Origin of the sequence: Arthrobacter terricola (assembly GCF_004354015.1) — a bacterium.
GTDB classification, from domain to species: Bacteria; Actinomycetota; Actinomycetes; order Actinomycetales; family Micrococcaceae; genus Arthrobacter; species Arthrobacter terricola.
In genome coordinates, this window is the sequence record NZ_SMRU01000004.1 from 1 (window position 1) to 26735 (window position 26735).

Here is a 26735-nt window from a genome sequence, read left to right on the forward strand (position 1 = left end):
CGCCGCAGCCTCAAAGACTGCCTCGCCGAAGAACTCCGCCGCCTCGACCCCGACGACGTATTCGGAGAAGTGATTACTATGGGACTGCCCCGAACGAATAGCAAGGAGTGACTGTCCCAGTGAGCGCTGACCCCAGAGTAAGCATCCATCCCAACTCCGCTGTCCTGATGGCCGCAATCGCGGCCCGGCTGATCACCAAGCTGGTGGACGTCCAGGACAAGCACGGTGAAGCAACTGTGGTCCTCACCGGAGGAACCGTCGGTATCGGCACCCTCAAAGCGGTTGCCGAATCACCCGCGGCACCCGCCGTTGATTGGTCCCGCGTGAACTTCTGGTGGGGTGACGAGCGCTTCGTGGAGAAAGACAGCTCCGATCGGAACACCGTGCAAGCCCGTGAAGCGCTGCTTTCCGCGCTGCCGGTGGACCAGGATCGCGTGCATGAGCCCGGTTCTGCGGACGAGTTTGCGACGGCTGAGGACGCCGCAGCCGACTACGCAGCCCGCCTCAAGGCGGCTGCGGAGGCCGAGCATGCCGCGGACACTTCGGACAATCGGCCGGAAGAGGCTGGGGAACTCCCCCGGTTCGATATCTTGCTGCTCGGGGTTGGCCCGGACGCGCACATCGCTTCCCTTTTCCCGGAGCAAGCGGGTATCCGGGTCAAGGATCGGACGGTAGTTGGAGTAGAAAACTCGCCGAAGCCGCCACCCTCGAGGATTTCACTGACGCTGCCGGCCATCAACTCCGCCCAGGAGATCTGGATGGTCGTGGCCGGCGAAGACAAGGCCGGTGCCGTGGGGCTCGCCCTTGCCGGCGCCAACCCGGTCCAGGTACCTGCGTCCGGCCCTGCGGGCCGTTCACGGACACTGTGGCTCATTGACGAGAATGCAGCCTCACGCGTCCCCCAGCAGCTCATCCGGAAGGATCCTGCGGGCGCGTAGCCGCTCAAGCGCTCCAGCCAAGACGATTTCAGCGTCCTGGCTGGAGCGTCTTTCTTTAACGTAATCCAGGTGGCTTTTGAAGATCTCTTCATCCGCCCGTTCGAAGTTCGCTTGGCCTTGCTCGCGCGCAGCGACCAATCCACATTTTGGACAGTCCCACCGGAGCGGAATCTGGTCCTCCGGCAGCTTAACGAAAACAAGCCGCGTCTCGTGTCCCTTGGCGCACCAATAGGGAACACGAATACGCGGCAAGCTATCGCCAACTACAGAGTCGGATTGGTTTCTAGGCTCTGAACCAGCCGTTACGCCGGCCCGTGTGCCTCGGAATCCAGAAGTACCGTGAACCATCGTCGATCCCCTTGAGAGTCGGCTTCGTGGCGCGGAACGCCATGAAGGACAGTTTAGTGTGGGGATGTGAACGACGGCAGTCTTGCATATCGGCCGATTCCGTCTCCGGAAGGCGGCCAACAGGACTTTTAAGAGTTTCCGCCTGAAGTGAAGCGCATGATGAGGCCAAGTCCGATGATTACGACACCCCAGGTGCAGCCCAGGACGATCGTGAAGCGGTTGAGGTTCCGCTCGGCAACGCCGGAGGAACTAAGACCTGAGGTCATGCCGCCGCCGAACATGTCGGACAAACCGCCGCCACGCCCCTTGTGCAGGAGAATGAGCAGCGTCAGCAGAAGGCTGGTGATACCCAGCAGAATCTGCAGAATGACTTGGAGAACGTCCACGACGGCCTTTCAGAGTATGGAAACGGAGCGGAACCCGAAGCGGGCTAGGCCGCATTGATGTGGCTCTCGAACCTCACAATGTTAGCAAATTCAGCGGGATCCAAGCTCGCGCCTCCCACCAGGAGTCCATCGACGTCGGCCTCGGCCATGATGGCGGCAGCATTGTTTGCCTTCACCGAGCCACCGTAGAGAAGGCGGGTCTTGGCAGCGACGGCGTCATCGAACAAGGAAACGAGTTCCGCACGGATGGCTGCACACATCTCCTGAGCGTCTTCCGGACCCGCCACTTCGCCCGTGCCGATGGCCCAAACGGGCTCGTAGGCGATGACAAGTTCTGCTGCCTGTTCAGCCGTCAGTCCTTCAACCCCGGCGCGCAGCTGGGCCAGGGTGTGTTCGACGTGTGTTCCGGCTTGGCGGATCTCAAGTCCTTCACCGACGCAGAGGACGGGGGTGACCTCATGACGGAAGGCAGCCTTGACCTTGGCGTTGAGGACTTCGTCGCCCTCGTTGTGGATGGTCCGGCGTTCGCTGTGGCCGACCAAAACGTATGCACAGCCCAGCTTGTTCAGGAACTGGCCCGAAATGTCCCCGGTGTACGCTCCCGAGTCGAACTGCGAAAGATCCTGGCCACCGTAGACAACTTCCAATTCGTCGCCCTGGACCAGGGTCTGCACGCCGCGGAGGTCGGTAAACGGCGGGAAAACCGCAACCTCAACCCGGCTGTAGTCGTGCTTGGCGTCGGACAGGGTCCAGGCAAGCTTCTGCAAAAGGGTGATGCCCTGGACGTGGTCCATGTTCATCTTCCAGTTGCCGGCAATGAAGGGTTTGCGGACGAAATTTCCGTTGGCAGAAGTTGTCACGTGTGCTCCAAAGGTTTGCGTTGAGAAGGAAACCGGTGGGACGCACCCCTCAACAAAGGGGTGCGTCCCACCGGCCGTAATGCGTTAGCGGTCCAAAACGCTCAGACCAGGAAGATCCTTGCCCTCAAGGTATTCCAGGCTGGCCCCGCCGCCGGTGGAAATGTGGCCGAACTGGGCGTCATTGAAGCCAAGGGTCCTGACGGCCGCGGCCGAATCCCCGCCCCCGACTACGGTGAACGCGGATGCTTCGGTCAAAGCCTGGGCGATAGCACGGGTGCCGCTCGAGAAGGCTTCGAATTCAAAGACTCCCATGGGACCGTTCCAGAACACCGTCTGGGCGCCCTTGATCTGCTCGGCGAAGGCGGCTGCGGAGGACGGTCCGATGTCCAGGCCAATGCCCGTCGCTCCGAACGAGCTGTCCTCGATGGAGTCGGCGCTGGCAACTTCGTGCTCGGCGTCAGCGGCGAAGCGGCTGGCGACCACGACGTCCGTGGGGATGACGAAAGTGGTACCGACGCTCTCGGCGCGCTTGAGGTAGTCCTGCACCACCGGAATCTGGTCCGCTTCGAGCAGGCTGCCTGCTACCTTGTGGCCGGCGGCTGCGAGGAACGTGAAGAGCATCCCGCCACCAACGAGGATGGTGTCCGCCTTGCCAAGGAGGTTGTCGATCACGGCAAGCTTGTCCGAAACCTTGGACCCGCCGAGGACCACGACGTACGGACGCTGGGTTTCGGTGGTCAGCTTGCGCAGTACCTCTACCTCGGTGTGCACGAGGTCACCTTGGAAGGAAGGAAGGCGGGTCGCGACGTCGTAGACGCTGGCGTGCTTGCGGTGGACGGCACCGAAGGCGTCATCCACGAACGCACCGTTTTCGCCGGTGAGCGCTACAAGCTCATCCGCGAAGGCGCCGCGCTCGGCGTCGTCCTTGCTGGTCTCGCGGGCATCGAAGCGCACGTTTTCGAGAATGAGGACGTCGCCGTCGTCAAGGGATGCGGCCAGATCCTTGGCAGACTCGCCAACAGTGTCCTCCGCGAGCTGCACCTTGAAGGGTGCGAGCTCTGCCAGGCGGGCCGCGGCGGGCTTGAGGGAGTACTTGGGATCCGTGGCGCCCTTGGGGCGTCCGAGGTGGGCGGTGACGAGCACGCGGGCACCGGCGTCCGAGAGCTTTTCGATGACCGGAAGCGAGGCCTTGATGCGGCCGTCGTCGGTCACTGTAGAGCCGTCGAGCGGCACATTCAGGTCACTTCTGACGAGAATGTACCGCCCGCGGACACCTTCAGCGATCAGTTCGTTGAGGGTGTGAGAAGTCATGTGTCTACCCTAGCCCAGCTTGGATGCGACAAGCTCCGTGAGGTCGACGAGGCGGTTGGAGTAGCCCCATTCGTTGTCATACCAGGACACAACCTTGACCTGGTTGCCAATGACCTTGGTCAATCCGGAGTCGAAGATCGAAGAGGAAGCGTCGCCGACGATGTCCGAGGACACGATCGGGGCGTCGGTGTAGCTGAGGATGCCCTTGAACTGCTCGGACTCCGAAGCAGCCTTGAGCGCTGCGTTGACTTCGGCAACGGTGACCTCACGGGAAACCGTCACGGTGAGGTCAGTGGCGGAACCGGTGGGGACCGGAACGCGGATGGCGTAGCCGTCCAGCTTGCCCTTGAGCTCCGGAAGGACGAGGCCGATTGCTTTGGCGGCACCGGTGGAGGTCGGAACCATGTTGATGGCGGCGGCGCGGGCACGGCGGAGGTCGCCGTGGGGTCCGTCCTGCAGGTTCTGGTCGGCGGTGTACGCGTGCACCGTGGTCATGAGGCCACGCTCGATGCCGAAGGCGTCGTTGACGACCTTGGCCAGCGGACCGAGGCAGTTGGTGGTGCAGGAAGCGTTGGAGATGATGTGGTGCGTGTCGGGGTCGTACGCCTCGTGGTTGACGCCCATGACGATGGTGATGTCTTCGTCCGAGGCGGGAGCGGAGATCAGGACCTTCTTGGCACCGGATTCGATGTGCTTCTTCGCGGCAGCTGCCTTGGTGAAGAAGCCGGTGGATTCGATGACGATGTCGACGCCCAGTTCCGCCCACGGGAGGTTTGCAGGGTCACGCTCGGCCAGGACCTTGATGATGCTGCCGTCGACAACGATGTTGCCTTCCTTGACTTCAACGTCCTGGGCCAGGCGGCCGCCGACGGAGTCGTACTTCAGCAGGTGGGCAAGGGTCTCGGGACTCGTGAGGTCGTTGACCGCAACAATTTCGAGGTCCGCTCCCTGGGCGAGTGCTGCGCGGAAGTAGTTGCGGCCGATGCGGCCAAAGCCGTTGATACCAATACGGGTGGTCACTTTTTCAGTCTCCTTGGTGCTCTTGCAAGCACACCTAGTGAGTCGGATCTTGATTCCAACTAACAATTCCCGCACGTCATTGGGCAGAAGTGATTATCAGATCGGAGGGCGACCAGCCACATTGCTGAAGGCTAACCGCCTTCCGTGACCCATCTTACGTTTAACTACGTCTGCCCCCGCAACTGCGGGGGCAGACAATCCGGTATTTGGGCGAAATTAACCTGAATGTGAAGTTTGTTACACAGGTATGTAGCGCACATCACTCACCGGAAACAGGCGGCAAAATCGCTCAAGGACTAAAGAACGACCAGTCCAGTAGCGTTTGCGCGGGCTGCTTCGAAGCGTTTGGCGACGTCGGCCCAGTTGGCAATGTTCCAGAACGCCTTGACGTAGTCAGCCTTGACGTTCACGTAGTCCAGGTAGAAGGCGTGCTCCCACATGTCCAGCATCAGCAACGGGGTGGTGCCGACTGCTACGTTGCCCTGCTGATCGTAGAGCTGCTCGATGACGAGGTTGCCACCGATGGGCTCGTAAGCCAGGAAAGCCCAGCCCGAACCCTGCAAGCCGAGGGCCGCAGCGGAGAAGTGGGCGCGGAAAGCGTCGAAGGAACCGAAAGCGTCGTCGATCGCCGCTGCCAGCTCACCCTCGGGCTTGTCGCCGCCGTCCGGGGAGATGTTGTTCCAGAACACGGAGTGGTTGATGTGGCCACCGGTGTGGAACGCGAGGTCCTTGGAAAGACGGTTGACGTTGGCGAAATCGCCTTTGTCGCGCGCGTCGGCAAGCTGTGCCAGGGCGTTGTTGGCACCGGCGACGTAGGCGGCGTGGTGCTTGCTGTGGTGCAGCTCCATGATCTTCGCCGAAATGTGCGGCTCGAGCGCTGCGTAGTCATAGCCGAGCTCGGGCAGTACGTACTCTGTCACGAAATCCTCCAATGTAGTGGACCTGGGTCCGGTTGGTAACTCTCGTTTTCTTCATCCGACCGGGCAAACCGGCCGGAAACCTAGCCATGACGATTCTAGGGCGGGTGCCCTACTCGTCCATCATTTCAGGAGTCACATTCGCCTCAGTGCCGGGGATGCCGAGATCGCCCGCACGTTTGTCGGCCATTGCAAGCAAGCGGCGGATCCGGCCCGCGATGGCGTCCTTCGTCATGGGCGGATCGGCGAGGCGGCCCAGCTCGTCCAGGCTCGCCTGCTTGTGCGCCACCCTGAGCTCCCCTGCGTACTTCAGGTGGTCCGGCACGTCGTCTCCCAGGATCTCCAGGGCGCGGTCAACGCGTGCTCCCGCGGCGACTGCTGCCTGCGCGGAACGGCGCAGGTTGGCGTCGTCGAAGTTCGCGAGGCGGTTGGCCGTGGCACGGACCTCCTTGCGCATCCGGCGCTCTTCCCAAACCATGAGGGCGTCATGGGCGCCCATGCGCGTCAGCAACGCAGCGATGGTGTCGCCGTCGCGGATCACTACGCGGTCCACGCCGCGCACCTCGCGCGCTTTTGCCTGGATGCCGAGACGGCGGGCGGCGCCCACCAAGGCGAGGGCGGACTCCGGGCCGGGACAAGTGACCTCAAGCGATGAGGAGCGCCCGGGCTCCGTCAGCGAACCGTGCGCGAGGAAAGCGCCGCGCCACACGGCTTCGGCGTCCGAGGCCGAGCCGTTGACGACGGCGGACGGCAGGCCGCGTACCGGCCGTCCCCGGCCGTCCAGCAGCCCCGTCTGGCGGGCGAGGGCTTCGCCGTCGCGCACTACCCGGACGACGTAGCGGCTCCCGCGGCGCAGGCCGCCGCCGGAAACGACGATGATCTCGCTCTGGTGCCCGTACACTTCGGCAATCGCGGCGCGCAGGCGCCGGGCGGTCGAGGCGAGGTCCACCTCGGCCTCGATGACGATGCGGCCCGAAATGATGTGGAGTCCACCGGCAAAACGCAACATGGCCGAGACCTCGGCCTTGCGGACGGACGACTTTTTGATATCCAGACGGGAAAGTTCTTCCTTGACCGATGCGGTCAGTGCCATCGCGTGTTCCTAACTATTCCCGAAAATATCGTGATACGCCGATGCCAGGCGCAGCGGGTCATGGACTGGACGGCGGCTCGACGCCCCCACTTTACCCAAGACCACCTCCGCACCGATCATCCCGGCGGCGCGTTCGAACTCGTTCAGGTCCGAAATCGAGGAAGGGTCGGCGAGGACCACGTCCACGCTGAACTCCGGAGCGTACGAGCGAAGAGCGTCCAAATGGTCCGCCGCGGACATGCCGGAGGTTTCCTTCGTGTCCATGGCGAGGTTCATCGTGAGGCAGCGCTTTGCCGGCGTGTTGCAGAGGGCCTGGCGCATTTCCGGGAGCAGCAGGTGCGGCAAGACCGAGGTATACCACGAACCCGGCCCGAGAATGATCCAGTCCGCAAGCTCGATGGCCGTCAGCGCTTCGATGCACGCCCGGGCATCTTCCGGAAACAGCCGGACGTTTTCGAGGGACCCCGCGACGGCGCACTTGGCCTGGCCGGTGACCTTCTGGAATTCGTAGCCTCCCGTGGGCAAGGGCACCCGGACATCGCCTTCGATGTTCAAGGGCTGGGTGGACATCGGCAAGACCTGGCCACGCGCACCCAGGAGGGCACCGGCCCATTTGAGCCCGGCAACGGCGTCGCCAAGCAGTTCCCAGAGGGTGACGATCAGGAGGTTGCCCATCGCGTGGTCGTCGAGTGAACCGTGGCGGCCGCTCGGAGTCTTGAAGCGGTGCTGCATGACATCGCGCCAAGTACGTCCCCAGTCGGTGTCGTCACAGAGCGCGCTGAGCGCCATCCGGAGATCGCCGGGCGGCAGGACCCCGTACTCCTCGCGCAGGCGCCCGGAAGAGCCGCCGTCGTCCGCTACCGTGACGATCGCGGTGAGTTCGGAGGTCAACAACCGCAACGCGGACAAGGATGCGGACAGTCCGTGCCCGCCGCCAAGCGCAGCGACGGTAGGGCCTTTTGCCGGCTGGCTGCCCGGAGTCCCCTTCGGCGGAACAAGCGGAAGGGGGCCGGTCAGAACGCCCATTACTCGCGTCCCAGATCGCGGTGGCTCGTTGTGACCGTCACCCGCGGATATTGCGCGAGGCGTTTGGAGAGTTCGACGGCGACCGCGACCGAGCGGTGCTTCCCGCCTGTGCAGCCCACGGCGATCGTTGCATAGTGCTTGTTTTCGGTCCGGTATCCTTCGAGCACCGGCTCAAGCGCGAGGACATAACGGTCCACGAATTCCTTGACGCCGTCAGCGTTCAGGACGTAATCGCTGACGTCGGCATCGAGTCCCGTGTGCGGCCTGAGTTTGGGAACCCAGTGCGGATTGGGAATGAAGCGCGCGTCCGCCACGAAGTTGGCGTCGACGGGAAGGCCGTACTTGAAGCCGAAGCTCATGACGTTCAAGCGCACCGCGACAGGACCGGTATCGGTGAACAGCTCAGTAATGGCTGTGGCGAGGCCGTGGACGTTGTACGTGCTCGTGTCCAGGACGACGTCGGCCGATTCCCGCAGTTCCTTCAGGACGTCCCGCTCGGCGGCGATGCCGTCGAGGATGCGCCCTCCGCCTTGGAGCGGGTGGGGGCGGCGGCCTTGCTCGAAGCGGCGGACCAGGACGTTGTCGCTCGCGTCGAGGAATAGCAGGCGGAAGGTGATGCCGCTCGCACTGAGCGCGCCGAGCGCCGTCCTGATGTCCGTGAACAAACCCTTGCTGCGGACGTCGACGACGACGGCCAGCTTGGGGATAGACTGCGGCGCGTGGGAGACGATGTCCGCGAGGGTACCGAGCATTTGCGGCGGAAGGTTCTCGACGACGTACCAGCCGTGGTCCTCCAACGCGTCCGACGCCGTGCTGCGGCCTGCACCGGACATGCCAGTGACCACCAGCAGTTCCGCTTCGACAGGCTTGACGGGGGTAAGGCCGTCCTGCTCCGCGCCGGCTGCTGCCACTGACTCTGACATCGAGTGTCCCCGTTCCTGAGATAGTCCATAAGCCGGGCCGCCTGTGGCAGCGGCCCGTTACTTACCCTAGCTAATATTCGAGGATTTCGCCGGTGGTCATGTTCACGGCAGGGGCGGCTTCTCCGGGGGCGCCGGCCGCCGCGAGATGGCTGACGACGGCTTGCGCCAAAGCGGGCCCGATCCCCTTGGCGGCGGTAAGCTCGCTCGCGGTGGCTGCCTTGATTTTCTTGAAGGAACCGAAGTGGGCCACGAGCGCCTTCCGCTTGGCTTCGCCCAGACCGGGGACGCCGTCGAGCGCCGAAACCGTCATGGCCTTGCCGCGCTTTTGCCGGTGGAACGTAATGGCAAAACGGTGGGCTTCGTCACGGATCCGCTGCAGCAAGTAGAGCCCTTGCGACGTGCGCGGCAGGATCACCGGGAAGTCGCTGTCGGGAAGCCAGACTTCCTCAAGCCGCTTGGCCAGGCCGACGACGTAGACGTCGTCAATCCCCAGCTCCGACAGCGCGCGGGCCGCCGCGTTGACCTGCGGCTGACCGCCGTCAACGACGACGAGGTTGGGCGGATAGGCGAACTTCGCCTTGCTTGGAACAGCCGCGTCCGCGGAGCCCTCGGCGGACACGCCTGCGGTCCGGTCTGCGGTCCCGTCTGCGGTAGCGGACGACGGCGGCCCGGCCGGGTTTGGCACTTCGCCGGACGTGGGAGGCTGTGCCGATTTGTCCTGCAAGTAATGCTTGAACCGTCGTGTCAGGACGTCGTGCATCGCCGCGGTGTCATCCGTCGCGGCGGCGCCGGTGATTGAGAACTTGCGGTAATCGGACTTCTTGGGGAGCCCGTCCTCCACAACCACCATCGATGCGACGACGTTAGTTCCCTGGACGTGCGAGATGTCGAAACATTCGATCCTCAGGAGCGGCACGGGAAGCTCGAGCGCCTCCTGGAGCTCTTGGAGGGCTTGGGAACGCACCGTAATATCGCCGGCCCTGCGGACCTTGTGCAGCTTGAGCGCCTGTTCTGCGTTCTCGCGGACCGTGGACATGAGGGCGGCTTTGTCGCCCCGCTGCGGAACCCTGATGTCAACCTTGGCTCCGCGGAGGCCGCCGAGCCATTCGACCAGTTCGTCGTGGTTGCTCGGTGTCTCCGGGACCAGGACTTCGCGCGGGATCCGGCCTTGGTTTTCGCTGTCCTCGCCGTAAACCTGCAGGAGGAGATGCTCGATGAGCTCCGGAGTGGTGGCATCCTCGACTTTCTCTACCACCCAGCCGCGCTGGCCCCGGACGCGTCCGCCCCGGACGTGGAAGACCTGCACGGATGCTTCGAGGTCGTCGTCGTGCAAGGCGAACACATCGGCGTCGGTGTCTTCGGAAAGGACAACCGCGTTGCGCTCGAACACCTTGCGCAATGCTGCGATGTCGTCGCGGAGCCGGGCCGCTTGTTCATAGTCGAGCTCGGCCACGGCTGCTGCCATGTCCTTCTCGAGCCGCCTGATGAACTTGCCCGCTTCACCGCCCATGAAAGAACAGAAATCCTCGGCAAGCGCGCGGTGCTCCTCGGGGGTGACACGGCCGACGCACGGGGCGGAACACTTGTCGATGTAGCCCAGCAGGCACGGGCGGCCGCTTGCCTGGGCGCGCTTGAGTACGCCGGCGCTGCAGCTTCGCACCGGAAAGACGCGCAACAAGGTGTCCATGGTTTCGCGGATGGCGCCGGCTGTGTACGGACCGAAATAGCGGGTCCCCTTGCGGCGTTCTCCGCGCAGGACCTGGACGCGGGGAAGCTTCTCCCCCATGGTGACAGCGAGGTAGGGATACGTCTTGTCGTCACGGAACACGACGTTGAACCGAGGGCTGAATTCCTTGATCCAGGTGTATTCAAGCTGCAGGGACTCAAGCTCGCTTCCCACGACAGTCCACTCGACGCTGCTTGCCGCATGCACCATGGCATGGGTCTTCGGCAACAGGCCCGCCGGGTTGGCGAAGTATGAGTTCAGCCGGGAACGCAGGTTCTTCGCCTTGCCGACGTAGATGACACGGCCGTGCGGATCCCGGAATCGGTAGACGCCGGGGGTCGTGGGGATTTCTCCCGTTTGGGGTCGATAGCTCGCTGGATCTGCCACAGATCAAGTCTAATAAGCCGAGCCTGCTGCCATTGCACGCCCCGGGACAGCTGCCGAACGCCAGATTGACGCGAAAACTGCGCGCGCGTCGCCCGAAAGCCAGCCAAAACTGCGCGCGCGTCGCCCGAAAGCCTGCTATTCCGCGGACTTGCTTTGGTTGTAGCTCGTCGAGCGCTCTTGGCCGCTCAATGCTGCGATGGCATCCATGATCTTGTCCGTCACTTCGCGTCGGGCCGGCAGCGAGTGGTCCGGACCGGTCTTCTCGAAGTACAACGGCTCCCCCACCTTCATGATGAAGTGCTGCGGACGGACGGTATTGCGGTCTACCGGCTGCAATTGGTCCGTTCCTATCAGTCCCACGGGAATGACGGGCGCGCCGGTAGTCAACGCCAACCAGCCGACACCGGTGCGGCCGCGATAGAGCAGACCGTCGCGTGAACGGGTCCCCTCGGGATAGATGCCAATGCCCCTGTTGTTCTCGAGGATGTCGAGGAGTGTCTTGAGCGCTTGGACGCTTGCCGCCTGTTCACCACGTTCAACCGGGATGGAGCCTACGGCTTGGAAGAAGGCCTTCATGGCCTGGCCTTTGAAGCCCTTGGTGGTGAAGTACTCGGCTTTGGCGAAGAAGGCTACGGGTCGAGGCATCAGCGCCTGGACGATAACGCTGTCGAGGAACGACAAATGGTTCGGGGCTACGATGAACGGGCCGTTCTTGGGAACATTTTCGAGCCCGACGACGGTGGGCCGGCACGTACCGGAAATCAGTCCTCGCGTAGTCCAACGGATGACATCAAAGGCTTCCATCGTTCTGCACCTCACTCAGTGCCGCCGCGCGGACAGCGTCAAGTTCCTCGATCTTCTTCAGCAGCTGCGCCGTGGTATCCACCACCGCGACGGCCCCTGCCATCTGAAGTTCGCCGTCGGGCGCAAATCCCCAAGTGACGCCGATGCAGTCAAGTCCGTTGGCCATGGCACCGGCAACATCCTGGTGCCTGTCTCCCACCATCACGGCCGGCTGGCACTTCAGGGTGGCAAGCGCCGCACCCACGATTTCCACTTTTCCGGGAGCCGTATTGGCCGCCATGGATTCATCGTCCGAGGCGCCGCAAATGGAGACGAAATACTCGGCGATCCCGTGATGCTCAAGAACGATGCGCGCCAAGCCCTGCGGCTTTTGCGTGGCCACCGCGACGGGGCGGCGCGAGAGCGCAAAAAACTCCAGCAGTTCATCGATGCCGGGGTAGAGCCGGCTTTGCCCGATGCCCACGGAACGGTAGTAGCTGCGATAGATGTCGATAACCTCGTCGACCTTCGCGGCGGGAACCCCGGCAATGTGCTCGAGGGAATCGCTGAGCTTGGGGCCCACCATGGAATCCAGCACCGATTGTTCGGGGATTGGAAGGCCAACTTCACCCAGCGCAGCGGCGATTCCGCCGGTTATTCCGCCTGCAGGATCGACAAGGGTGCCGTCCAGATCGAAGATTACGGGCACCATTGTTTGAGTCACCGGGTTAGTTTCTCACGAGTTGAGGCATGCCTGAAACTCACATGCCGGCCGGGGAATACATTGGCAACCTTTGAATATTCCCCGGCGCAAGCTCCCAACTAGCCCAGAATTTCCGCGAGGAACGTGGCGGTGTGGCTGTCCGAAGACTTTGCTACCTGTTCGGGCGTGCCGGTTGCCACGATCCGGCCACCGCCGGAACCGCCGTTGGGACCGAGGTCCACAATCCAGTCGGCGGACTTGATGACATCGAGGTTGTGCTCGATGGTGATCACGGTATTTCCCTTGTCCACCAGTCCCTGGAGGACAAGAAGCAGCTTCCGGATGTCCTCGAAATGCAAACCGGTGGTGGGTTCGTCCAGGACGTAGACGCTGCGGCCGTTCGAGCGCTTCTGCAATTCCGAAGCAAGTTTCACCCGCTGCGCCTCACCGCCTGACAGCGTGGTGGCGGGCTGTCCCAGCCGCACATAGCCCAAGCCGACGTCGACAAGGGTGTTCAAGTGCCGGGCTATCGGCGTGAACGCCGCAAAGAACCCGGCCGCCTCTTCAATGGGCATGTTGAGGACATCGGCGATGGTCTTGCCCTTGTAGTGGACCTCGAGGGTCTCCCGATTGTAGCGCGCACCGTGGCACACTTCGCACGGAACATACACATCCGGCAGGAAGTTCATCTCGATCTTCAACGTGCCGTCACCCGAGCAGGCCTCGCAGCGTCCGCCCTTGACATTGAAGGAGAACCGGCCGGGTTGGTAGCCGCGTACTTTTGCTTCAGTGGTCTCGGCAAAGAGCTTACGGATGTTGTCGAACACCCCTGTGTACGTGGCCGGGTTGGAACGCGGAGTCCGTCCGATGGGACTCTGGTCCACGTGGACCACCTTGTCGAGGTGCTCAAGTCCCATCACGGACTTATGCCGTCCTGCCACCTGCTTGGCGCCATTGAGCTTGTTCGCGAGCACCTTGTACAGAATCTCGTTCACCAAGGTGGACTTTCCGGAGCCACTCACTCCGGTGACAGCGGTGAAGAGGCCAAGCGGGAAGGTCGCGTCAACGTTGTTCAGGTTGTTCTCACGGGCGCCGACGACCTTCAGCTCGCGCTTCTTGTCGTACTTGCGGCGCTTCGCCGGAACGTCGATCTTCCGCCGGCCGGACAAGTAGTCGCCCGTCAGGGAATCCTTATTCTCCAACAATGCCTTGTAGGAACCGGAATGGACCACCTGGCCACCGTGTTCACCGGCACCGGGTCCGATGTCCACCACCCAGTCGGCCTCGTGGATAGTGTCCTCGTCGTGTTCGACGACGATCAGGGTATTCCCGAGGTCACGAAGCCGGGTGAGCGTTTCGATGAGCCGGCGGTTGTCCTTCTGGTGCAAACCGATGGACGGTTCGTCAAGCACGTACAGCACACCGACCAGCCCGGAACCGATCTGCGTCGCCAGGCGGATGCGCTGGGCTTCACCACCGGACAAAGTTCCGGACGGGCGCTCCAAATTGAGGTATTCAAGCCCGACGTCGAGCAAGAACGTGAGCCGGGCCTGGATCTCCTTGAGCACCTGGTGGGCGATCTGCGCCTCACGTTCGGTGAGCGTGAGGCCACCGAGGAACGCTGCGCAATCACGCATGGGCAGGGCCGAAACCTCCGCGATGGACTTCCCGTTGATCAGTACCGACAGCGACGCCGGGTTGAGCCGGGCACCGTTGCAAGCGGGGCAAGGAATCTGCCGCATGTATTCTTCGTAGCGGTCGCGCGCCCAGTCGGAGTCCGTTTCGCCGTGCTTCCGGTGGACATACTGGATAGCGCCTTCGAATCCGGTACTGTACTTGCGCTCGCGCCCAAAGCGGTTGCGGTATTGGACCACCACTTTGTGGTCCTTGCCGTGCAGCACAGTATTCCGGACATCCTTGGGCAGCTTCTCCCATGGCGTGTCCATCGAGAAGCCAAGCTCGAAGGCGAGGCCGTCCAACAGCCTGTTCCAGTACTCCGTGGTGGCTGTACCCAACGACCAAGGCGCGATGGCGCCTTCGTTCAAGGAGAGCTCCGGATTGGGAACCACGAGTTCTTCGTCAACCTCGAGCTTGGTGCCGATGCCACTGCAGGCTGCACACGCGCCGAACGGGTTGTTGAAGGAGAACGAGCGGGGTTCGATCTCGTCGATGGCCAAGGGGTGTTCGTTGGGGCAAGCGAGGTTCTCGGAGAATGCCCGGATCCGGGCGGGATCTTCCGCGTCGAGATCCACGAATTCGACCAGGACGCGGCCCTCGGCGAGGCCGAGAGCCGTCTCGATCGAGTCGGTGAGGCGCTGGCTGATACCCTCCTTGACCACCAGTCGGTCCACCACCACTTCGATGGAGTGCTTGAACTGCTTGCCGAGCTTGGGCGGGTCGGTCAATTGGACAAGCTCGCCGTCCACTCGCGCCCGGGAATAGCCCTTTGCGCTGAGCTCCTTGAAGAGATCAACGAATTCGCCCTTGCGTCCGCGCACCACCGGGGCGAGGACCTGGAACCGGGTGCCGCCCTCGAGTTCCAGCAATTGGTCGACGATCTGCTGCGGCGTCTGCCGGGTGATTGGCTCATGGCACACCGGGCAGTGCGGCCTCCCGACGCGGGCCCACAGGAGTCGCATGTAGTCGTAGATCTCGGTGATGGTGCCCACCGTGGACCGCGGGTTCTTGCTCGTGGACTTCTGGTCGATGGAGACTGCCGGGGAAAGGCCCTCGATGAAATCGACGTCCGGTTTGTCCACTTGGCCGAGGAACTGGCGGGCATAGGCCGACAATGATTCCACGTAACGGCGCTGGCCCTCGGCAAAAATGGTGTCGAATGCCAGGGACGACTTCCCCGATCCGGAAAGTCCGGTGAACACGATCATGGCGTCCCGGGGAAGGTCGAGATCGACGTTCCTGAGGTTGTGTTCGCGGGCTCCCTTGACGACGAGGCGCGACAGATCGTGCCGCACGGGCAGGTCAAGCTCCTGTGCGGAGATGCTTGTGATGGATTCGACGGCTGGTTCTTCAGCTACGGCTTTAGGCACCCACTAATGCTAATCGAAAACTTCTTCGAATTTCCATGCGGCCTTGCTCACCTGCGGACAGGCGTCAATCGGCGTCGTAGGCCGCGGCCAGAAGCTGCACAGCCTCCGCGAAACTGGCGCCCTGGGCCTTGGCCGCAGCCGAATAGTCCGCTGCCACAGCTGCCAAGGCGCTCCACCGGTCGTCCCGTGCACACACGACTGTTCCGTTGCGTCCTCGGGTGGCCACGACACCTGCGGCTTCGAGTTCTTTGTAGGCGCGGGCCACAGTATGCGGAGCTACGTCCAACTGGTCGGCCAGGCCCCTTACGGCCGGAAGCCGCGTTCCAGCAGGCAGTGCTCCGCTGTCGGCGAGTTCGATGATCCGCAGCCGCAGCTGTTCATACAGCGCGACAGTGCTCGACTGGTTAGGGTGCCACGATCCTGGAAACCCGGCCGACGCGCTCATGATGCCTCCCTCGTCCGATGGCTTGACCGTTGCCCATTGACTTGGGGCGCGCGATGCTTGGCAGCATGGGCTGGAACTGCCGCGAACTCGCCGTCTCCCATGGCGAACTGCGCGTCGTGCAATCGGGCGTAGTACCCGCCCAGCTCCAACAGCGATTGATGTGTTCCGTGTTCGACGATCCGTCCATGGTCCATGACGAGAATTAGATCAGCGTCGCGGATAGTGGACAAGCGGTGCGCAATGACGAAGGACGTCTTGTTGCTCCGCAGCCTGTGCATCGCTTGCCGGATCAGCACTTCGGTCCGGGTATCCACAGAGCTTGTGGCTTCATCCAGGATCAGGACGGGCCGCCCCGAGAGGCGCGCGCGGGCAATGCTGAGCAATTGCCGCTGTCCTTGGCTCAAGGGTTCGCCGCCATTGCTGAGCATCGTCGAGTACCCGTTGGGCAGCGAACGGACAAAGTGGTCCACGTGGCTGGCTTCCGCGGCCGCAACAATTTCCGCCTCGCTGGCTCCGGGAAGGCCGTACTCGATGTTCTCCCGGATGGTCCCGGTGAAAATCCACGGATCCTGGAGGACGACACCGAAGTTCCGGCGAAGCGCGTCCCGGTCCATTCCAGCGGTATCCGCGCCGTCGATGCTGATCCTTCCGGCGGCCGGTTCGCGGAAGCGCATAAGCAGGCTGACGAGGGTGGTCTTGCCGGCACCCGTGTGTCCCACGATGGCAACCGTTTCGCCGGGCTCGACCCGGAAGGTCAGGTCCTCGATGAGGGGCATCTCCGGCAGGTAGCTGAACGAAACGTGCTCAAAGGAAACCTGCCCGGCGGTGATTTCCACGGCATCCGTGGTGTCCGGGACGCCGCGCCCCACGGCAGTGGCGCCAGGGCCGACGTCGAACGCTGCTTTGGGGCGCACCGTGGCACCCGCGCCGGTCCGAACTGCGGATGCGGCCTCGCCCGCGAGTTCCGGCGCGTCCAAAAGCTCGAAGACCCGGCCGGCGGACACCGCACAGGACTGCAGCACCTGTGCCATGCCGCCAATCTGGCCCAGTGGCTGGCTGAACAGGCGATTGAACTGGATGAACGCTTGGATCCCGCCAATGCTCATGGCGCCGGCGAGGAACTGCAGGCCTCCCACGATGGCGACCCCCACGTAACTGGCGTTCGAGACAAACGCCATGAGCGGAATGATCAGTCCGGAGGCGAACTGGGCCTTGGAACTGGCGGAATACAGCCCTTCGTTGTGCACTGCGAAACGCTTCGCCATCATTTCCTGGGCGCCGAAGAGCTTGATGGTCTCGTGGCCGGTGGCGGTTTCCTCGACCAACGCGTTGACGTCGCCCGTGGCCTCCCATTGCCGGACGAAGTGCTTTTGGGATCTTCGTGTCACGACCACCGAGGCCAGCGCGGACAGTGGAACCGCCATGAGCGATACCAGGGCAAGCACGGGCGAGAGGAGCAGCATCATGCCTAGGGAAGCGATGACCATCAACGTGGACGTCAGGAGCTGGGCAAGAAGCTGGTTCAGTGTTTGCGCCACGTTGTCGAGGTCGTTGGTGGCGCGGCTGAGCACATCGCCGCGGGCCTGCCCGTCGTAGTACGAGACAGGGAGTCGATGCAGCTTCGCTTCCACCGCCTCGCGAAGATCGTGCGCAAGCAGTTGGACAGCCCGGGCGTTGAGCCGGCCTTGTGCCCAGCTGAGCAGGGCCGAGCCGGCGTACATCAAGGCCGCCACAAGAAGGAGGGCTACAAAACGGCCGGTGTCGAACCGGGCGCCAAACACTGTGTCCGCGATAACGTCGGTTGCGTCGCCGAGGATCTTGGGAGCAGCGACGTTGAGCGTGACGAAGCCGCAAATGCAAAGAATCGCGGCCGTCATGATTCCGCGGGCGGGCTTCAGGAGGCCGGCGAGCCGGAGAAGCGCCCCGAGCGGCTTTTCCGAGTTGGTCCGGCGCGTGTTGTCGCTGCTCACGCGGATTCCGTTTCCAGCTGGGAGGCGACAATCTCCCGGTACACTTCCGAGGAATCCAACAATTCATGGTGGGTTCCGTGCGCCACCAAACGGCCCTCGTCAATGACCAGGATCTGGTCCGCCGAGACAATCGTGTTGACCCGCTGCGCGACAATCAGCACGATCGCGTTGGCCAGTTCCGGTTCGAGGGCGTCCCGCAGCCGTGCCTCGGTGACGGTGTCCAGGGCGGAAAAACTGTCGTCGAACACATAGACCGATGCCGGCCTCAGGATGGCCCGCGCGATGCTTAAACGCTGGCGTTGGCCACCGGAGAAGTTTGCGCCACCTTGCGACAACGCGGTGTCCATGCCATCCGGAAGCTGGGCGACGAAATCGGCGGCTTGGGCCGTCTCAAGCGCGTGCCACAACTGGGCATCGGTGGCCGAGGGATGCGACAGCCGCAGGTTTTCCGCGATGGTGCCGCGGAAGAACCAGGACTCCTGGGGCACGACGGCGATCTTCCGGCGCAAAGTCGCTAGCGGAATAGTCGCGGTATCCCGGCCATTCAGAGAGATCGTTCCGCTGCTCGGATCGAGCAGTCGCGGCACAAGCGTCACAACGGTCGACTTGCCGCTGCCGGTTGCGCCGATGACCGCCGTCGTGGTTCCCGGCAGTGCCGTGAAAGTCACACCGTCCAGCACCCGCGCCTCCGCCCCCGGATAGGCGAAGCTGACGTTGTCGAAACACAACCCCGGACACGGGCCAACGGCCGTGCCCATCTCCGCTGCGCGTTCCGAAAGGACATGTTCGGACTCCGTCGCGAGGACCTCGGTGACGCGTTCCGCGCTGACTGTGGCGCGGGGGGCGGTACTCAAAACGTACATCGCCATCATGATCGCGAGGAGGATCTGCATGATGTAGGCGATGAACGCGGTAAGGGCGCCCAACTGCATCTGTCCCGCAACGATGCGGTGTCCGCCGAGCCACACCACTCCGGCTGAAGAGAGGTTGACGACGATCATCACGAGAGGGAGCATCGCGGCGACAATCCGGGCGGAGCGGAGGTTGTTGGTGGTGAGGGCTTCGTTTGCGGTCTCGAAGCGCCGCATCTCCATCGGCTGGCGGACAAACGCCCGGATGACCGCCGTGCCAAGGATCTGCTCACGGATCACGGAGTTCATCCGGTCCACGAGGCCTTGACCTTCACGATAAAGGGGAACGAGCTTGCGGACAATCAACAGCATGATGGCCAGCAAGACCGGAATGATGGCGAACACGATCCAGGACATGGCGACGTCTTGTTGGACCGCGAGGATCACGCCACCGATTCCCATGACCGGTGCGGCGACCAGCATGCTGAAGACGAGCACCGTGATGTTCTGCAACTGCAGCACGTCATTCGTAGTCCTCACCACAAGGCTGGCGGGACCGAATGCCGCGACATCCTGGTCGGGCAAGGAATGCATCTTGTCGAACAGCTCCCGCCGGAGGCCGCGGCCCACCTTCATAGCCACCACGGCGCCGAGGTAGCCGGCCACGACGGCGGCAAGCACCTGGACGACGGTGAGCACCAACATCCAGGTACCCAACCGAAGGATCACGTCGCTGTTCCCGGCGACCAGTCCGTCGTCGACGATTTTCGCGTTGATGGTGGGCAGCAGGAGCGTGGCCGCGATCTGCACCAACTGCAGGAGGACAATCGCGAGGACGTGGGCCTTGTGGGGGGCAAGGCGCTGCAGCAGGAAAGATGCCAGCACTTCGCCTCCATTCGTTGGTCTCCGCGCGAACGGACTCCTAACGATGCCGCCTCGCGATCGCGTTGTCATTCTAATTCAGAAACTACCGGGAAACCGTGCACTTCCTGGTCTTTCGGATAGTCGCGGAACCGGCACCTGACCTGCCCGCGTCCCCACTAAGCTGGAAGGCAATGAAACTTCTTGAGCAGCTCCCGGGAACCTCCGACGCCGGATCGCGAGGGGGCGGCGTGGATCCGGACGATGTCTACACGCGGTTTGTCGAATGGACGGAGAGCCGCGGACTGCAGCTGTACCCCGCACAGGACGAAGCCATCATGGAACTGGCGTCCGGGTCGAACGTCATCTTGGCCACCCCGACAGGCTCCGGAAAATCCCTCGTGGCGATCGCCGCGCACTTCGAGGCCATGGCGCGGGGAATGCGCAGCTATTACACCGCGCCTATCAAGGCGCTGGTTTCCGAGAAGTTCTTCGCCCTGTGCGAGATCTTCGGGGCCGAGAACGTCGGCATGATCACGGGAGATTCCGGCGTCAACCAGGACGCTCCCATAATTTGCTGCACGGCCGAGATCCTCGCGAACATCTCTTTGCGCGAAGGCAAGGAAGCCGAACTCGGAACCGTGATCATGGACGAGTTCCATTTCTACTCCGATCCCCAGCGCGGTTGGGCCTGGCAGGTCCCGCTGCTCGAGTTGCCACAGGCGCAGTTCCTGCTGATGTCCGCCACCCTGGGCGATGTCAGCCGCTTTGAGGCCGGGTTGACGGAGCTTACCGGACGGCCCACCGCCACCGTCAGCTCGGCGGAACGGCCCATCCCCCTGAATTACTACTACCAGGAGACCCCGGTCCACGAGACCCTTGAGGAACTCCTGAGCACCAAGCAGGTTCCCGTCTATGTAGTCCACTTCAGCCAGCTCGAAGCAATTGAACGTGCCCAGAACCTCATGAGCATCAACATGTGCACGCGCGAAGAAAAGGACCGGATCGCCGAGCTCATTGCCGGCTTCCGCTTCGCCGCCGGTTTCGGCAAGACACTGAACCGCCTGGTCCGGCACGGAATCGGCGTCCATCACGCCGGGATGCTGCCCAAGTATCGCCGCCTCGTGGAGCAACTGGCCCAAGCGGGCCTCCTGAAGGTCATTTGCGGGACCGACACCCTCGGCGTCGGAATCAACGTCCCCATCCGCACCGTCCTCCTGACCGCCCTGAGCAAATACGACGGCGTCCGCACCCGCTTGTTGAACTCCCGTGAGTTCCACCAAATCGCCGGGCGCGCCGGCCGGGCAGGCTACGACACAGCGGGAACGGTGGTGGTCCAAGCGCCGGAGCACGTTGTGGAAAACGCGAAAGCCCTTGCCAAAGCCACCGCGAAGTTCGGTGACGACCAACGGAAACTGCGCCAAGTGGTGCGGAAAAAGCCGCCGGAAGGATTTGTTTCCTGGGGCGAGCCGACCTTCAACCGCCTGGTCGAATCGGTGCCGGACCCGTTGTCGTCGAGTTTCACCGTCACTCACGCGATGCTGCTCAACCTGATGGAACGCCCCGGCGACCCCTTCGCCGCTGCGCGACGCCTCTTGACCGAAAACCACGAATCCCGGTCCGCCCAACTTCAGTTGATGAAGAAGTCCCTCGGGATTTACCGCGAGTTGCTTGCGGCCGGCGTAGTGGAGCGGATTCCCAAGGACGAACAGGAAAGGGAAGGCCGTGCCGTCCGGCTGACCGTCCACCTGCAGGCGAACTTCGCGCTCAACCAGCCGCTGTCACCGTTTGCGCTCGCGGCGCTGGAACTCCTGGACCCGGAGTCGCCGTCGTACGCTTTGGACGTCGTGTCGGTGATCGAGGCGACCCTCGAAAAGCCCCGCCAGGCCCTTTCCGCGCAGCAGAAGAAGGCGCGCGGTGAAGCGGTCGCCGCGATGAAGGCGGACGGCATCGACTACGACCAGCGGATGGCGATGCTCGACGAGGTCAGCTACCCGCAGCCCCTCGCGGACATCCTTGGCGAAGCGTTCGAGGTGTACCGCAAGGCCGCGCCGTGGGTGGGCGACTTCGAACTGGCCCCCAAATCGGTGGTCCGCGACATGTACGAGCGCGCAATGAACTTCGGCGAATTCGTCCAGTTCTACGGATTGGCCCGTTCGGAAGGCATCGTGCTGCGGTACCTGGCCGACGGCTTCAAGGCGCTCCGCCAGACCGTCCCGCAGGACGCACTGCGCGAAGACCTCGAGGACCTTGTAGCGTGGCTGGGCGAACTGGTCCGCCAGGTCGATTCGAGCCTCCTGGACGAATGGGAGGAACTCACCTCGGGCGAAGCTCCGACGCCGCACGACGCTCCTCCCCCGCCGCCGCCGTCGCTGACGTCGAACATCCGGGCCTTCAGGGTCATGGTCCGCAACGAGATGTTCCGTCGCGTCGAGCTCTTCGCGGATGAGGACGCCACTGCGTTGGGCGAGCTCGACGGCGGTAGCGGCTGGGATGCGGAGCGTTGGGAAGACGCCTTGGACGACTACTTCGACGAACACGACGACATCGGCACGGGTCCCGATGCGAGGGGTCCCGCCCTGCTCATGATCACCGAGGAAGCGGGCAAGTGGCGCGTGCGCCAGATCTTCGACGACCCCGCGGGCAACCACGACTGGGGCATTTCCGCGGAAGTCGACTTGGCAGCTTCGGACGAGAGTGGAACAGCGGTGGTCACGGTCACCGACGTCAACCGGCTCTGAGTCCCTCCTAGTAAGCTCGATCCATGAGTGTTATCCGGCCTGCCATTGTGTCCGACGTTCCCGCGATCCTGCAGATGATCCATGACCTTGCGATCTACGAGAAGGAGCCCGACGCCGTACGGAACACCCCGGAAAAACTCACCGAAGCGCTCTTCGGTGAGAATCCCCGGGTCTTCGCACACATGGCGGAAAACGCGGCCGGCGACGTCCAAGGCTTCGCCCTGTGGTTCCTGAACTACTCCACGTGGGAAGGTGTGCACGGCATCTACCTCGAAGACCTATATGTCTCGCCCGATGCGCGGGGGCTAGGCCACGGAAAGGCGCTCTTGCAGCACTTGGCGGGGATCGCCGTCGAACGCGGCTACGCAAGGGTCGAATGGAGCGTCCTGGACTGGAACGAACCGTCCATCGGCTTCTACCGGAGCCTCGGCGCCGAACCGATGGACGGCTGGTCCACCTTCAGGCTCAGCGGCGACGCCCTTGGCACTTTCGGTAGCGGCGACAGGGTCCTGGCGCGTGGCTGAGCAAGCGGCGCACACGATCCGCGCCCGGCACGAGTTCCGCGGCATCCGGACCGCCGAGCACTTCTTCACCGTTCCCCTCGACCATTGGCCTGAAGGGGGCACCTCGGAGTCGACGGAAGAAATTACTGTTTTCGCCCGCGAATTCGTTTCCGCCGAGCACGCGCCCGACGACGTCGAACGGCTCCCGTGGTTGCTCTTCCTCCAAGGGGGCCCCGGCGGACGCGGAACGCGCACCACATCCCTTTCAGGTTGGATGAAGGCTGCCGCACGGCACTTCCGCATCCTGATGCTCGACCAGCGAGGCACCGGGCTCTCCACGCCGGCCGACCGTAATACACTGCCGCTGCGAGGGGATGCCGCCGCTCAGGCGCGCTACCTCACCCACTTCCGGGCGGATTCGATCGTCGCCGATGCCGAGCTCATCCGGAAAACCCTTGGTGCGGATCCCTGGACGATCCTTGGGCAGAGCTTCGGGGGTTTCTGCGCGCTGACATACCTGTCCTTCGCTCCGGAAGGACTGCGGGAGGTGCTCATCACTGGTGGGCTGGCCCCGCTCCACGGACCGGCGGACCGCGTGTACCGCGCGACCTTCCAGAGAGTGGCTGCACGGAACGCCGAGTATTTCAGCTGGTATCCGGAGGACCGCGACGTCGTGTCCCGCATTGCGCGGCATCTTGAGACCAAGGCGGAATTCCTTCCGAGCGGCGAACGCCTGACCTCCGAGCGCTTCCAGATGGTGGGGTCGTTCCTCGGCGGAAACACCCGCGTGGATGCCCTCCACAGCCTCCTCGAGGACGCTTTTTGCCCGTCGCCTGACGGGGAACGTCTCTCCGACCCGTTCCTGGAGCAGGTCCACGGATTGGTGTCCAGGGCGTCCAATCCGCTCTACGCCGTCCTGCACGAGGCCATCTACGCCCAATCGGACGCTACTGAGTGGGCGGCGTGGCGTGTGCTGGGGGAATTCCCGGAGTTCAAACCCGAAGCGGAAGAACCCCTCCTGACCGGCGAGATGGTCTACCCGTGGTACTTCGACCAGGACCCGGCCCTAGTCCCCCTTCGGGACGTGGCGTCGATCCTGGCGGAGAAGAGGGATTGGAAACCGCTCTACGACATCGCCCGCTTGGAAGCGAACACGGTCCCCGTAGCGGCTGCCGTGTACCAAAACGACATCTATGTGGACTTCGACTTGTCCATGGAAACGGCGGCCACGGTACGCGGCCTCCAAACCTGGACCACTGCCGATTTCCACCACGACGGCATCGGCGAAGATGGAGACGGAATATTCAACCGCTTACTGGGGATGGTCCGCGGGCAGAACTGAGCCACGCAGAGGCGGCGACAGCCAGGATCACGAACGCGAACGCACCCGAAGCCATGTTCAGGCCTTGGTAGCCAACCCAGCTCAGCACGACGCCTGACAGTCCGCCGCCAAGCGCTCCGGCGGCACCCATGAGAGTGTCGGAAACGCCCTGGACCAGCACCCTTTGCCGTTGCTCCACGCTCTCGGCCAGGAGCGTGGAGCCGGAAATTGTCGCCGCAGACCACCCCAGGCCGAGGACGACCAACCCCGTTGTCACCAGCGCCGGGTCCTGCTGCCCGAAACCGGCCACAGCTACAGCTACAGCTACAGCGAGCAGAAAGAATCCGAGCACGATCGTCGGGATCCTGCCCGCGCGGTCCGTCAGCCATCCCATGACCGGGGACAAGGCGAACATTCCGGCGATATGCAGGGAAATGGTGAATCCGATGATCACCAAGGCATCAGTGCCCATGTCATGCGAGTCGCCGTGGCCCATATGCGCGCCGGCCGCACCATTCGAAACAAGTTCCTGCAGGTGAAGCGGCGTCATCGACATGACAGCCACCATGATTCCGTGCGCTGCAATGACCGAAGCCAAAGCGAGCATCGCATGCGGCGAAGACCTCACCGCCCGCAAGCCTTCACGCAGCGAACGGCGCGCACGTCCGGGCGCGGCCTTTCCAGCTAGAATGCCGGCGTCGTCATCTGCCTCCGCCAACCGCCTGGCCAGGAGCAGCGGATCGGGACGCAACCCGATCATGAGCAGCGCCGCCGCGAGCAGCAGTCCGGCGACGGAAAAGACAAACGGTCCCACGATTGCCGGCAGCCCCAATGCCGAACCGACGACGGCTCCGGGCTGGATGAGGTTGGGGCCGGCCACCGCGCCGACGGTGATGGCCCAAACCACTGTGGCAAGGGAGCGCCCGCGGCTTTCGGGCGCTGCGAGGTCGACGGCGGCAAAGCGTGCCTGGAGGTTTGCCGCCGTCCCCAGTCCCAATAAGGCACCCCCGAGCAACAGGACGGCGAACACGCCGGTTGCGGCCGACACGATCACGAGGATTGCACCGACCATGGCCGACACGAGGCCGGTCACCAGTCCGACCCGGCGACCCCGGCGTTCGGCCAGGCCGGCAAGCGGCAAGGCGGAGACAGCCCCGGCGAGGGTGAGGATGGTGGTCACTGATCCCGCCCATGCGCTCGATCCGCTGAGTTGGACGGCCAGGAGTGAACCGATGGACAAGGCGGCCCCGTTGCCGACGCCGCTCAGCAGCTGGGCTGCGGCAAGGAATTGGACCGTGCGCCGCTGTACCGCCGCTGAATCCACGGCAGCGGGAGAAGTCAAGGCCATCCCCAGAGCATATCCCCACCACGGCGGGAAGCCCCGGCCACTCACGTGTCCAGGGCTTCCCTGTTGCCGTCGGCCGCTAGTGGCCGGAGACTTTGTGCATGCTCTTGCGGGAGTCTTCCTCGAGCCGCGCGTCCAGCTTGGACTTGCTGGCGGCCGGGGTCAGGAGGCTCGCGACGACAGCAACGACGATAGTGCCGACGATGACGGCGAGGGAAACGTACGTCGGGATCTCCGGAGCCCATTCAATGTGCTGGCCTCCGTTGATGAAGGGCAATTCATTCACATGCATGGCGTGCAGCACCAGCTTGACGCCGATAAACGCCAGAATGACCGACAGTGCGTGCTTGAGGTACACGAGGCGGGTCATGAGTCCGCCGAGCAGGAAGTACAACTGGCGGAGCCCCATGAGGGCGAAAATGTTGGCCGTGAAGACGATGAACGCGCTTTGGGTCAGGCCGAAAATAGCAGGAATCGAATCGACGGCGAACAGGAGGTCCGTCATGCCGATGGTCACGAAGACGATCAGCATGGGCGTGAAGACCTTCTTGCCGCCGACTATGGTGCGCAGCTTGCCGCCGTCGAACTTCTCCGACATCGGCACCACGCGGCGCAGGCGGGAGATAAGCGGGTTTTCGGACGTGTCTTCTTCGTCTTCGCCGTGGTCCGTCGCCTGCTTCCACGCGGTCCAGAGGAGGAAAGCGCCAAAGATGTAGAAGACCCAGCTGAACTGCTCAATGACCACGGCGCCGAGGCCGATGAAAATGCCGCGCAGCACCAGGGCGATAATGATGCCCACCATCAAGACCTCCTGCTGGTACTTCCTGGGTACCGAGAAGCGCGCCATGATGATGATGAAAACGAAGAGGTTGTCGATGCTCAGGCTGTACTCAGTGACCCAGCCGGCGATGAACTGGCCTCCGTGCTCCGGACCGGCGAAAGCGAACATTGCACCAGCGAATACCAACGCCAAGGCAACGTAGAACGCCACCCACAGGCCGGCTTCCTTCATGGAAGGTTCGTGCGGACGTTTGAGGACCAGGAGGAGATCGACAAGGAGGATGATGCCGAGAAGGACGAGGGAGCCGATCTCAAACCAAGCAGGAAGTTCCATTAAAGAACCTTTCGAGGATACGCCGAAACGGCGTAAGTCTCTCCGGCTTGAAGCCCGCTATGCCCGGCGAGGCGTCTGTGCCTTGCGTGTTGACGTACATAGCGCTTGGGATACTC

The 26735-nt window shown here is 63.3% G+C and carries 22 protein-coding genes and 1 pseudogene; 5 read left to right on the forward strand and 18 right to left on the reverse strand.

What is annotated here, in order from left to right:
- Nucleotides 1-111, forward strand: a pseudogene (locus E1809_RS04185) (glucose-6-phosphate dehydrogenase assembly protein OpcA); the annotation flags it as partial.
- 8 nt (nt 112-119) lie between these two features.
- Nucleotides 120-938 carry a 6-phosphogluconolactonase gene (gene pgl, locus E1809_RS04190; RefSeq protein WP_133202980.1) on the forward strand — a complete coding sequence of 273 codons (819 nt, stop codon included), beginning with the start codon at nt 120-122 and terminating at the stop codon, nt 936-938.
- Here pgl and E1809_RS04195 read toward each other — a convergent pair.
- The 16 genes from E1809_RS04195 to E1809_RS04270 all read right to left on the reverse strand — a co-directional run bounded on the left by E1809_RS04195 (nt 891) and on the right by E1809_RS04270 (nt 19619).
- Nucleotides 891-1286, reverse strand: a complete 396-nt coding sequence (locus E1809_RS04195; RefSeq protein ID WP_133202981.1) for an RNA polymerase-binding protein RbpA — start codon at nt 1284-1286, stop codon at nt 891-893. The genes pgl and E1809_RS04195 overlap by 48 nt on opposite strands.
- A 128-nt stretch (nt 1287-1414) precedes the next feature.
- Entirely contained in the window at nt 1415-1672 is a 258-nt protein-coding gene (secG, locus tag E1809_RS04200; RefSeq protein ID WP_133202982.1) for a preprotein translocase subunit SecG, read from the reverse strand.
- 44 nt (nt 1673-1716) lie between these two features.
- Entirely contained in the window at nt 1717-2532 is an 816-nt protein-coding gene (gene tpiA / locus E1809_RS04205; RefSeq protein WP_133202983.1) for a triose-phosphate isomerase, read from the reverse strand.
- A gap of 84 nt (nt 2533-2616) precedes the next feature.
- Nucleotides 2617-3843 carry a phosphoglycerate kinase gene (locus tag E1809_RS04210; RefSeq protein WP_133202984.1) on the reverse strand — a complete coding sequence of 409 codons (1227 nt, stop codon included), beginning with the start codon at nt 3841-3843 and terminating at the stop codon, nt 2617-2619.
- A gap of 9 nt (nt 3844-3852) precedes the next feature.
- Nucleotides 3853-4863, reverse strand: coding sequence for a type I glyceraldehyde-3-phosphate dehydrogenase (gene gap, locus E1809_RS04215; protein ID WP_133202985.1), 1011 nt, complete (start codon nt 4861-4863; stop codon nt 3853-3855).
- Between the two features lie 296 nt (nt 4864-5159).
- Entirely contained in the window at nt 5160-5783 is a 624-nt protein-coding gene (locus tag E1809_RS04220; protein ID WP_133202986.1) for a superoxide dismutase, read from the reverse strand.
- Nucleotides 5784-5892: 109 nt separating this feature from the next.
- Entirely contained in the window at nt 5893-6873 is a 981-nt protein-coding gene (whiA, locus tag E1809_RS04225; protein WP_133202987.1) for a DNA-binding protein WhiA, read from the reverse strand.
- Between the two features lie 9 nt (nt 6874-6882).
- Entirely contained in the window at nt 6883-7899 is a 1017-nt protein-coding gene (locus E1809_RS04230; RefSeq protein WP_133202988.1) for a gluconeogenesis factor YvcK family protein, read from the reverse strand.
- On the reverse strand, nt 7899-8822 hold the full coding sequence (gene rapZ / locus E1809_RS04235; RefSeq protein ID WP_133202989.1) for an RNase adapter RapZ: 924 nt from the start codon (nt 8820-8822) through the stop codon (nt 7899-7901). The genes E1809_RS04230 and rapZ overlap by 1 nt, the downstream gene beginning before the upstream one ends.
- A 70-nt stretch (nt 8823-8892) precedes the next feature.
- Nucleotides 8893-10935 (reverse strand): excinuclease ABC subunit UvrC, encoded by a 2043-nt coding sequence (gene uvrC, locus E1809_RS04240; protein WP_133202990.1) that lies wholly within the window; start codon nt 10933-10935, stop codon nt 8893-8895.
- Between the two features lie 135 nt (nt 10936-11070).
- Nucleotides 11071-11739, reverse strand: coding sequence for a lysophospholipid acyltransferase family protein (locus E1809_RS04245; RefSeq protein ID WP_133202991.1), 669 nt, complete (start codon nt 11737-11739; stop codon nt 11071-11073).
- On the reverse strand, nt 11726-12442 hold the full coding sequence (locus E1809_RS04250) for an HAD hydrolase-like protein (protein WP_133202992.1): 717 nt from the start codon (nt 12440-12442) through the stop codon (nt 11726-11728). Before E1809_RS04250 ends, E1809_RS04245 begins: the two co-directional genes overlap by 14 nt.
- A 98-nt stretch (nt 12443-12540) precedes the next feature.
- On the reverse strand, nt 12541-15468 hold the full coding sequence (gene uvrA, locus E1809_RS04255) for an excinuclease ABC subunit UvrA (protein WP_133202993.1): 2928 nt from the start codon (nt 15466-15468) through the stop codon (nt 12541-12543).
- Between the two features lie 64 nt (nt 15469-15532).
- Nucleotides 15533-15913: a GntR family transcriptional regulator gene (locus E1809_RS04260; RefSeq protein ID WP_133202994.1), complete on the reverse strand. Its 381-nt coding sequence runs from the start codon at nt 15911-15913 to the stop codon at nt 15533-15535.
- Nucleotides 15910-17790 (reverse strand): ABC transporter ATP-binding protein, encoded by a 1881-nt coding sequence (locus E1809_RS04265; protein WP_133203141.1) that lies wholly within the window; start codon nt 17788-17790, stop codon nt 15910-15912. Before E1809_RS04265 ends, E1809_RS04260 begins: the two co-directional genes overlap by 4 nt.
- Before the next feature lie 89 nt (nt 17791-17879).
- Entirely contained in the window at nt 17880-19619 is a 1740-nt protein-coding gene (locus E1809_RS04270; protein ID WP_235835429.1) for an ABC transporter ATP-binding protein, read from the reverse strand.
- Between the two features lie 170 nt (nt 19620-19789).
- On the opposite strand from E1809_RS04270, the gene E1809_RS04275 reads away from it, so the two are divergent.
- Genes E1809_RS04275 through E1809_RS04285 form a run of 3 tightly spaced genes read left to right on the forward strand, consistent with a single transcriptional unit; the run spans nt 19790 to nt 24181 of the window.
- Entirely contained in the window at nt 19790-22336 is a 2547-nt protein-coding gene (locus E1809_RS04275; RefSeq protein ID WP_133202996.1) for a DEAD/DEAH box helicase, read from the forward strand.
- Between the two features lie 23 nt (nt 22337-22359).
- Nucleotides 22360-22860: a GNAT family N-acetyltransferase gene (locus E1809_RS04280; protein WP_133202997.1), complete on the forward strand. Its 501-nt coding sequence runs from the start codon at nt 22360-22362 to the stop codon at nt 22858-22860.
- Complete coding sequence (locus tag E1809_RS04285) at nt 22853-24181, forward strand: alpha/beta fold hydrolase (RefSeq protein WP_235835430.1); 1329 nt, start codon at nt 22853-22855, stop codon at nt 24179-24181. The genes E1809_RS04280 and E1809_RS04285 overlap by 8 nt, the downstream gene beginning before the upstream one ends.
- On the opposite strand, the gene E1809_RS04290 is transcribed toward E1809_RS04285, so the two are convergent.
- Both E1809_RS04290 and E1809_RS04295 read right to left on the reverse strand, forming a co-directional pair.
- A complete protein-coding gene (locus tag E1809_RS04290) occupies nt 24144-25508 on the reverse strand; it encodes an MFS transporter (RefSeq protein ID WP_133202998.1) in 1365 nt (454 codons plus the stop codon). The two genes, E1809_RS04285 and E1809_RS04290, sit on opposite strands and share 38 nt — an antisense overlap.
- Nucleotides 25509-25584: 76 nt before the next feature.
- A complete protein-coding gene (locus E1809_RS04295; protein ID WP_133202999.1) occupies nt 25585-26619 on the reverse strand; it encodes a TerC family protein in 1035 nt (344 codons plus the stop codon).
- Nucleotides 26620-26735: the final 116 nt, after the last annotated feature.

Excerpts from the sequence above, each read along its gene's own strand:
- E1809_RS04195 (WP_133202981.1), bottom strand. The coding sequence starts at position 1,286 with ATGGTTCACGGTACTTCTGGATTCCGAGGCACACGGGCCGGCGTAACG.
- E1809_RS04210 (WP_133202984.1), bottom strand. The coding sequence starts at position 3,843 with ATGACTTCTCACACCCTCAACGAACTGATCGCTGAAGGTGTCCGCGGG.
- whiA (WP_133202987.1), bottom strand. The coding sequence starts at position 6,873 with ATGGCACTGACCGCATCGGTCAAGGAAGAACTTTCCCGTCTGGATATC.
- E1809_RS04230 (WP_133202988.1), bottom strand. The coding sequence starts at position 7,899 with ATGGGCGTTCTGACCGGCCCCCTTCCGCTTGTTCCGCCGAAGGGGACT.
- rapZ (WP_133202989.1), bottom strand. The coding sequence starts at position 8,822 with ATGTCAGAGTCAGTGGCAGCAGCCGGCGCGGAGCAGGACGGCCTTACC.
- E1809_RS04245 (WP_133202991.1), bottom strand. The coding sequence starts at position 11,739 with ATGGAAGCCTTTGATGTCATCCGTTGGACTACGCGAGGACTGATTTCC.
- E1809_RS04260 (WP_133202994.1), bottom strand. The coding sequence starts at position 15,913 with ATGAGCGCGTCGGCCGGGTTTCCAGGATCGTGGCACCCTAACCAGTCG.
- E1809_RS04265 (WP_133203141.1), bottom strand. The coding sequence starts at position 17,790 with ATGACGGCCGCGATTCTTTGCATTTGCGGCTTCGTCACGCTCAACGTC.
- E1809_RS04275 (WP_133202996.1), top strand. The coding sequence starts at position 19,790 with ATGAAACTTCTTGAGCAGCTCCCGGGAACCTCCGACGCCGGATCGCGA.
- E1809_RS04280 (WP_133202997.1), top strand. The coding sequence starts at position 22,360 with ATGAGTGTTATCCGGCCTGCCATTGTGTCCGACGTTCCCGCGATCCTG.
- E1809_RS04290 (WP_133202998.1), bottom strand. The coding sequence starts at position 25,508 with ATGGCCTTGACTTCTCCCGCTGCCGTGGATTCAGCGGCGGTACAGCGG.
- E1809_RS04295 (WP_133202999.1), bottom strand. The coding sequence starts at position 26,619 with ATGGAACTTCCTGCTTGGTTTGAGATCGGCTCCCTCGTCCTTCTCGGC.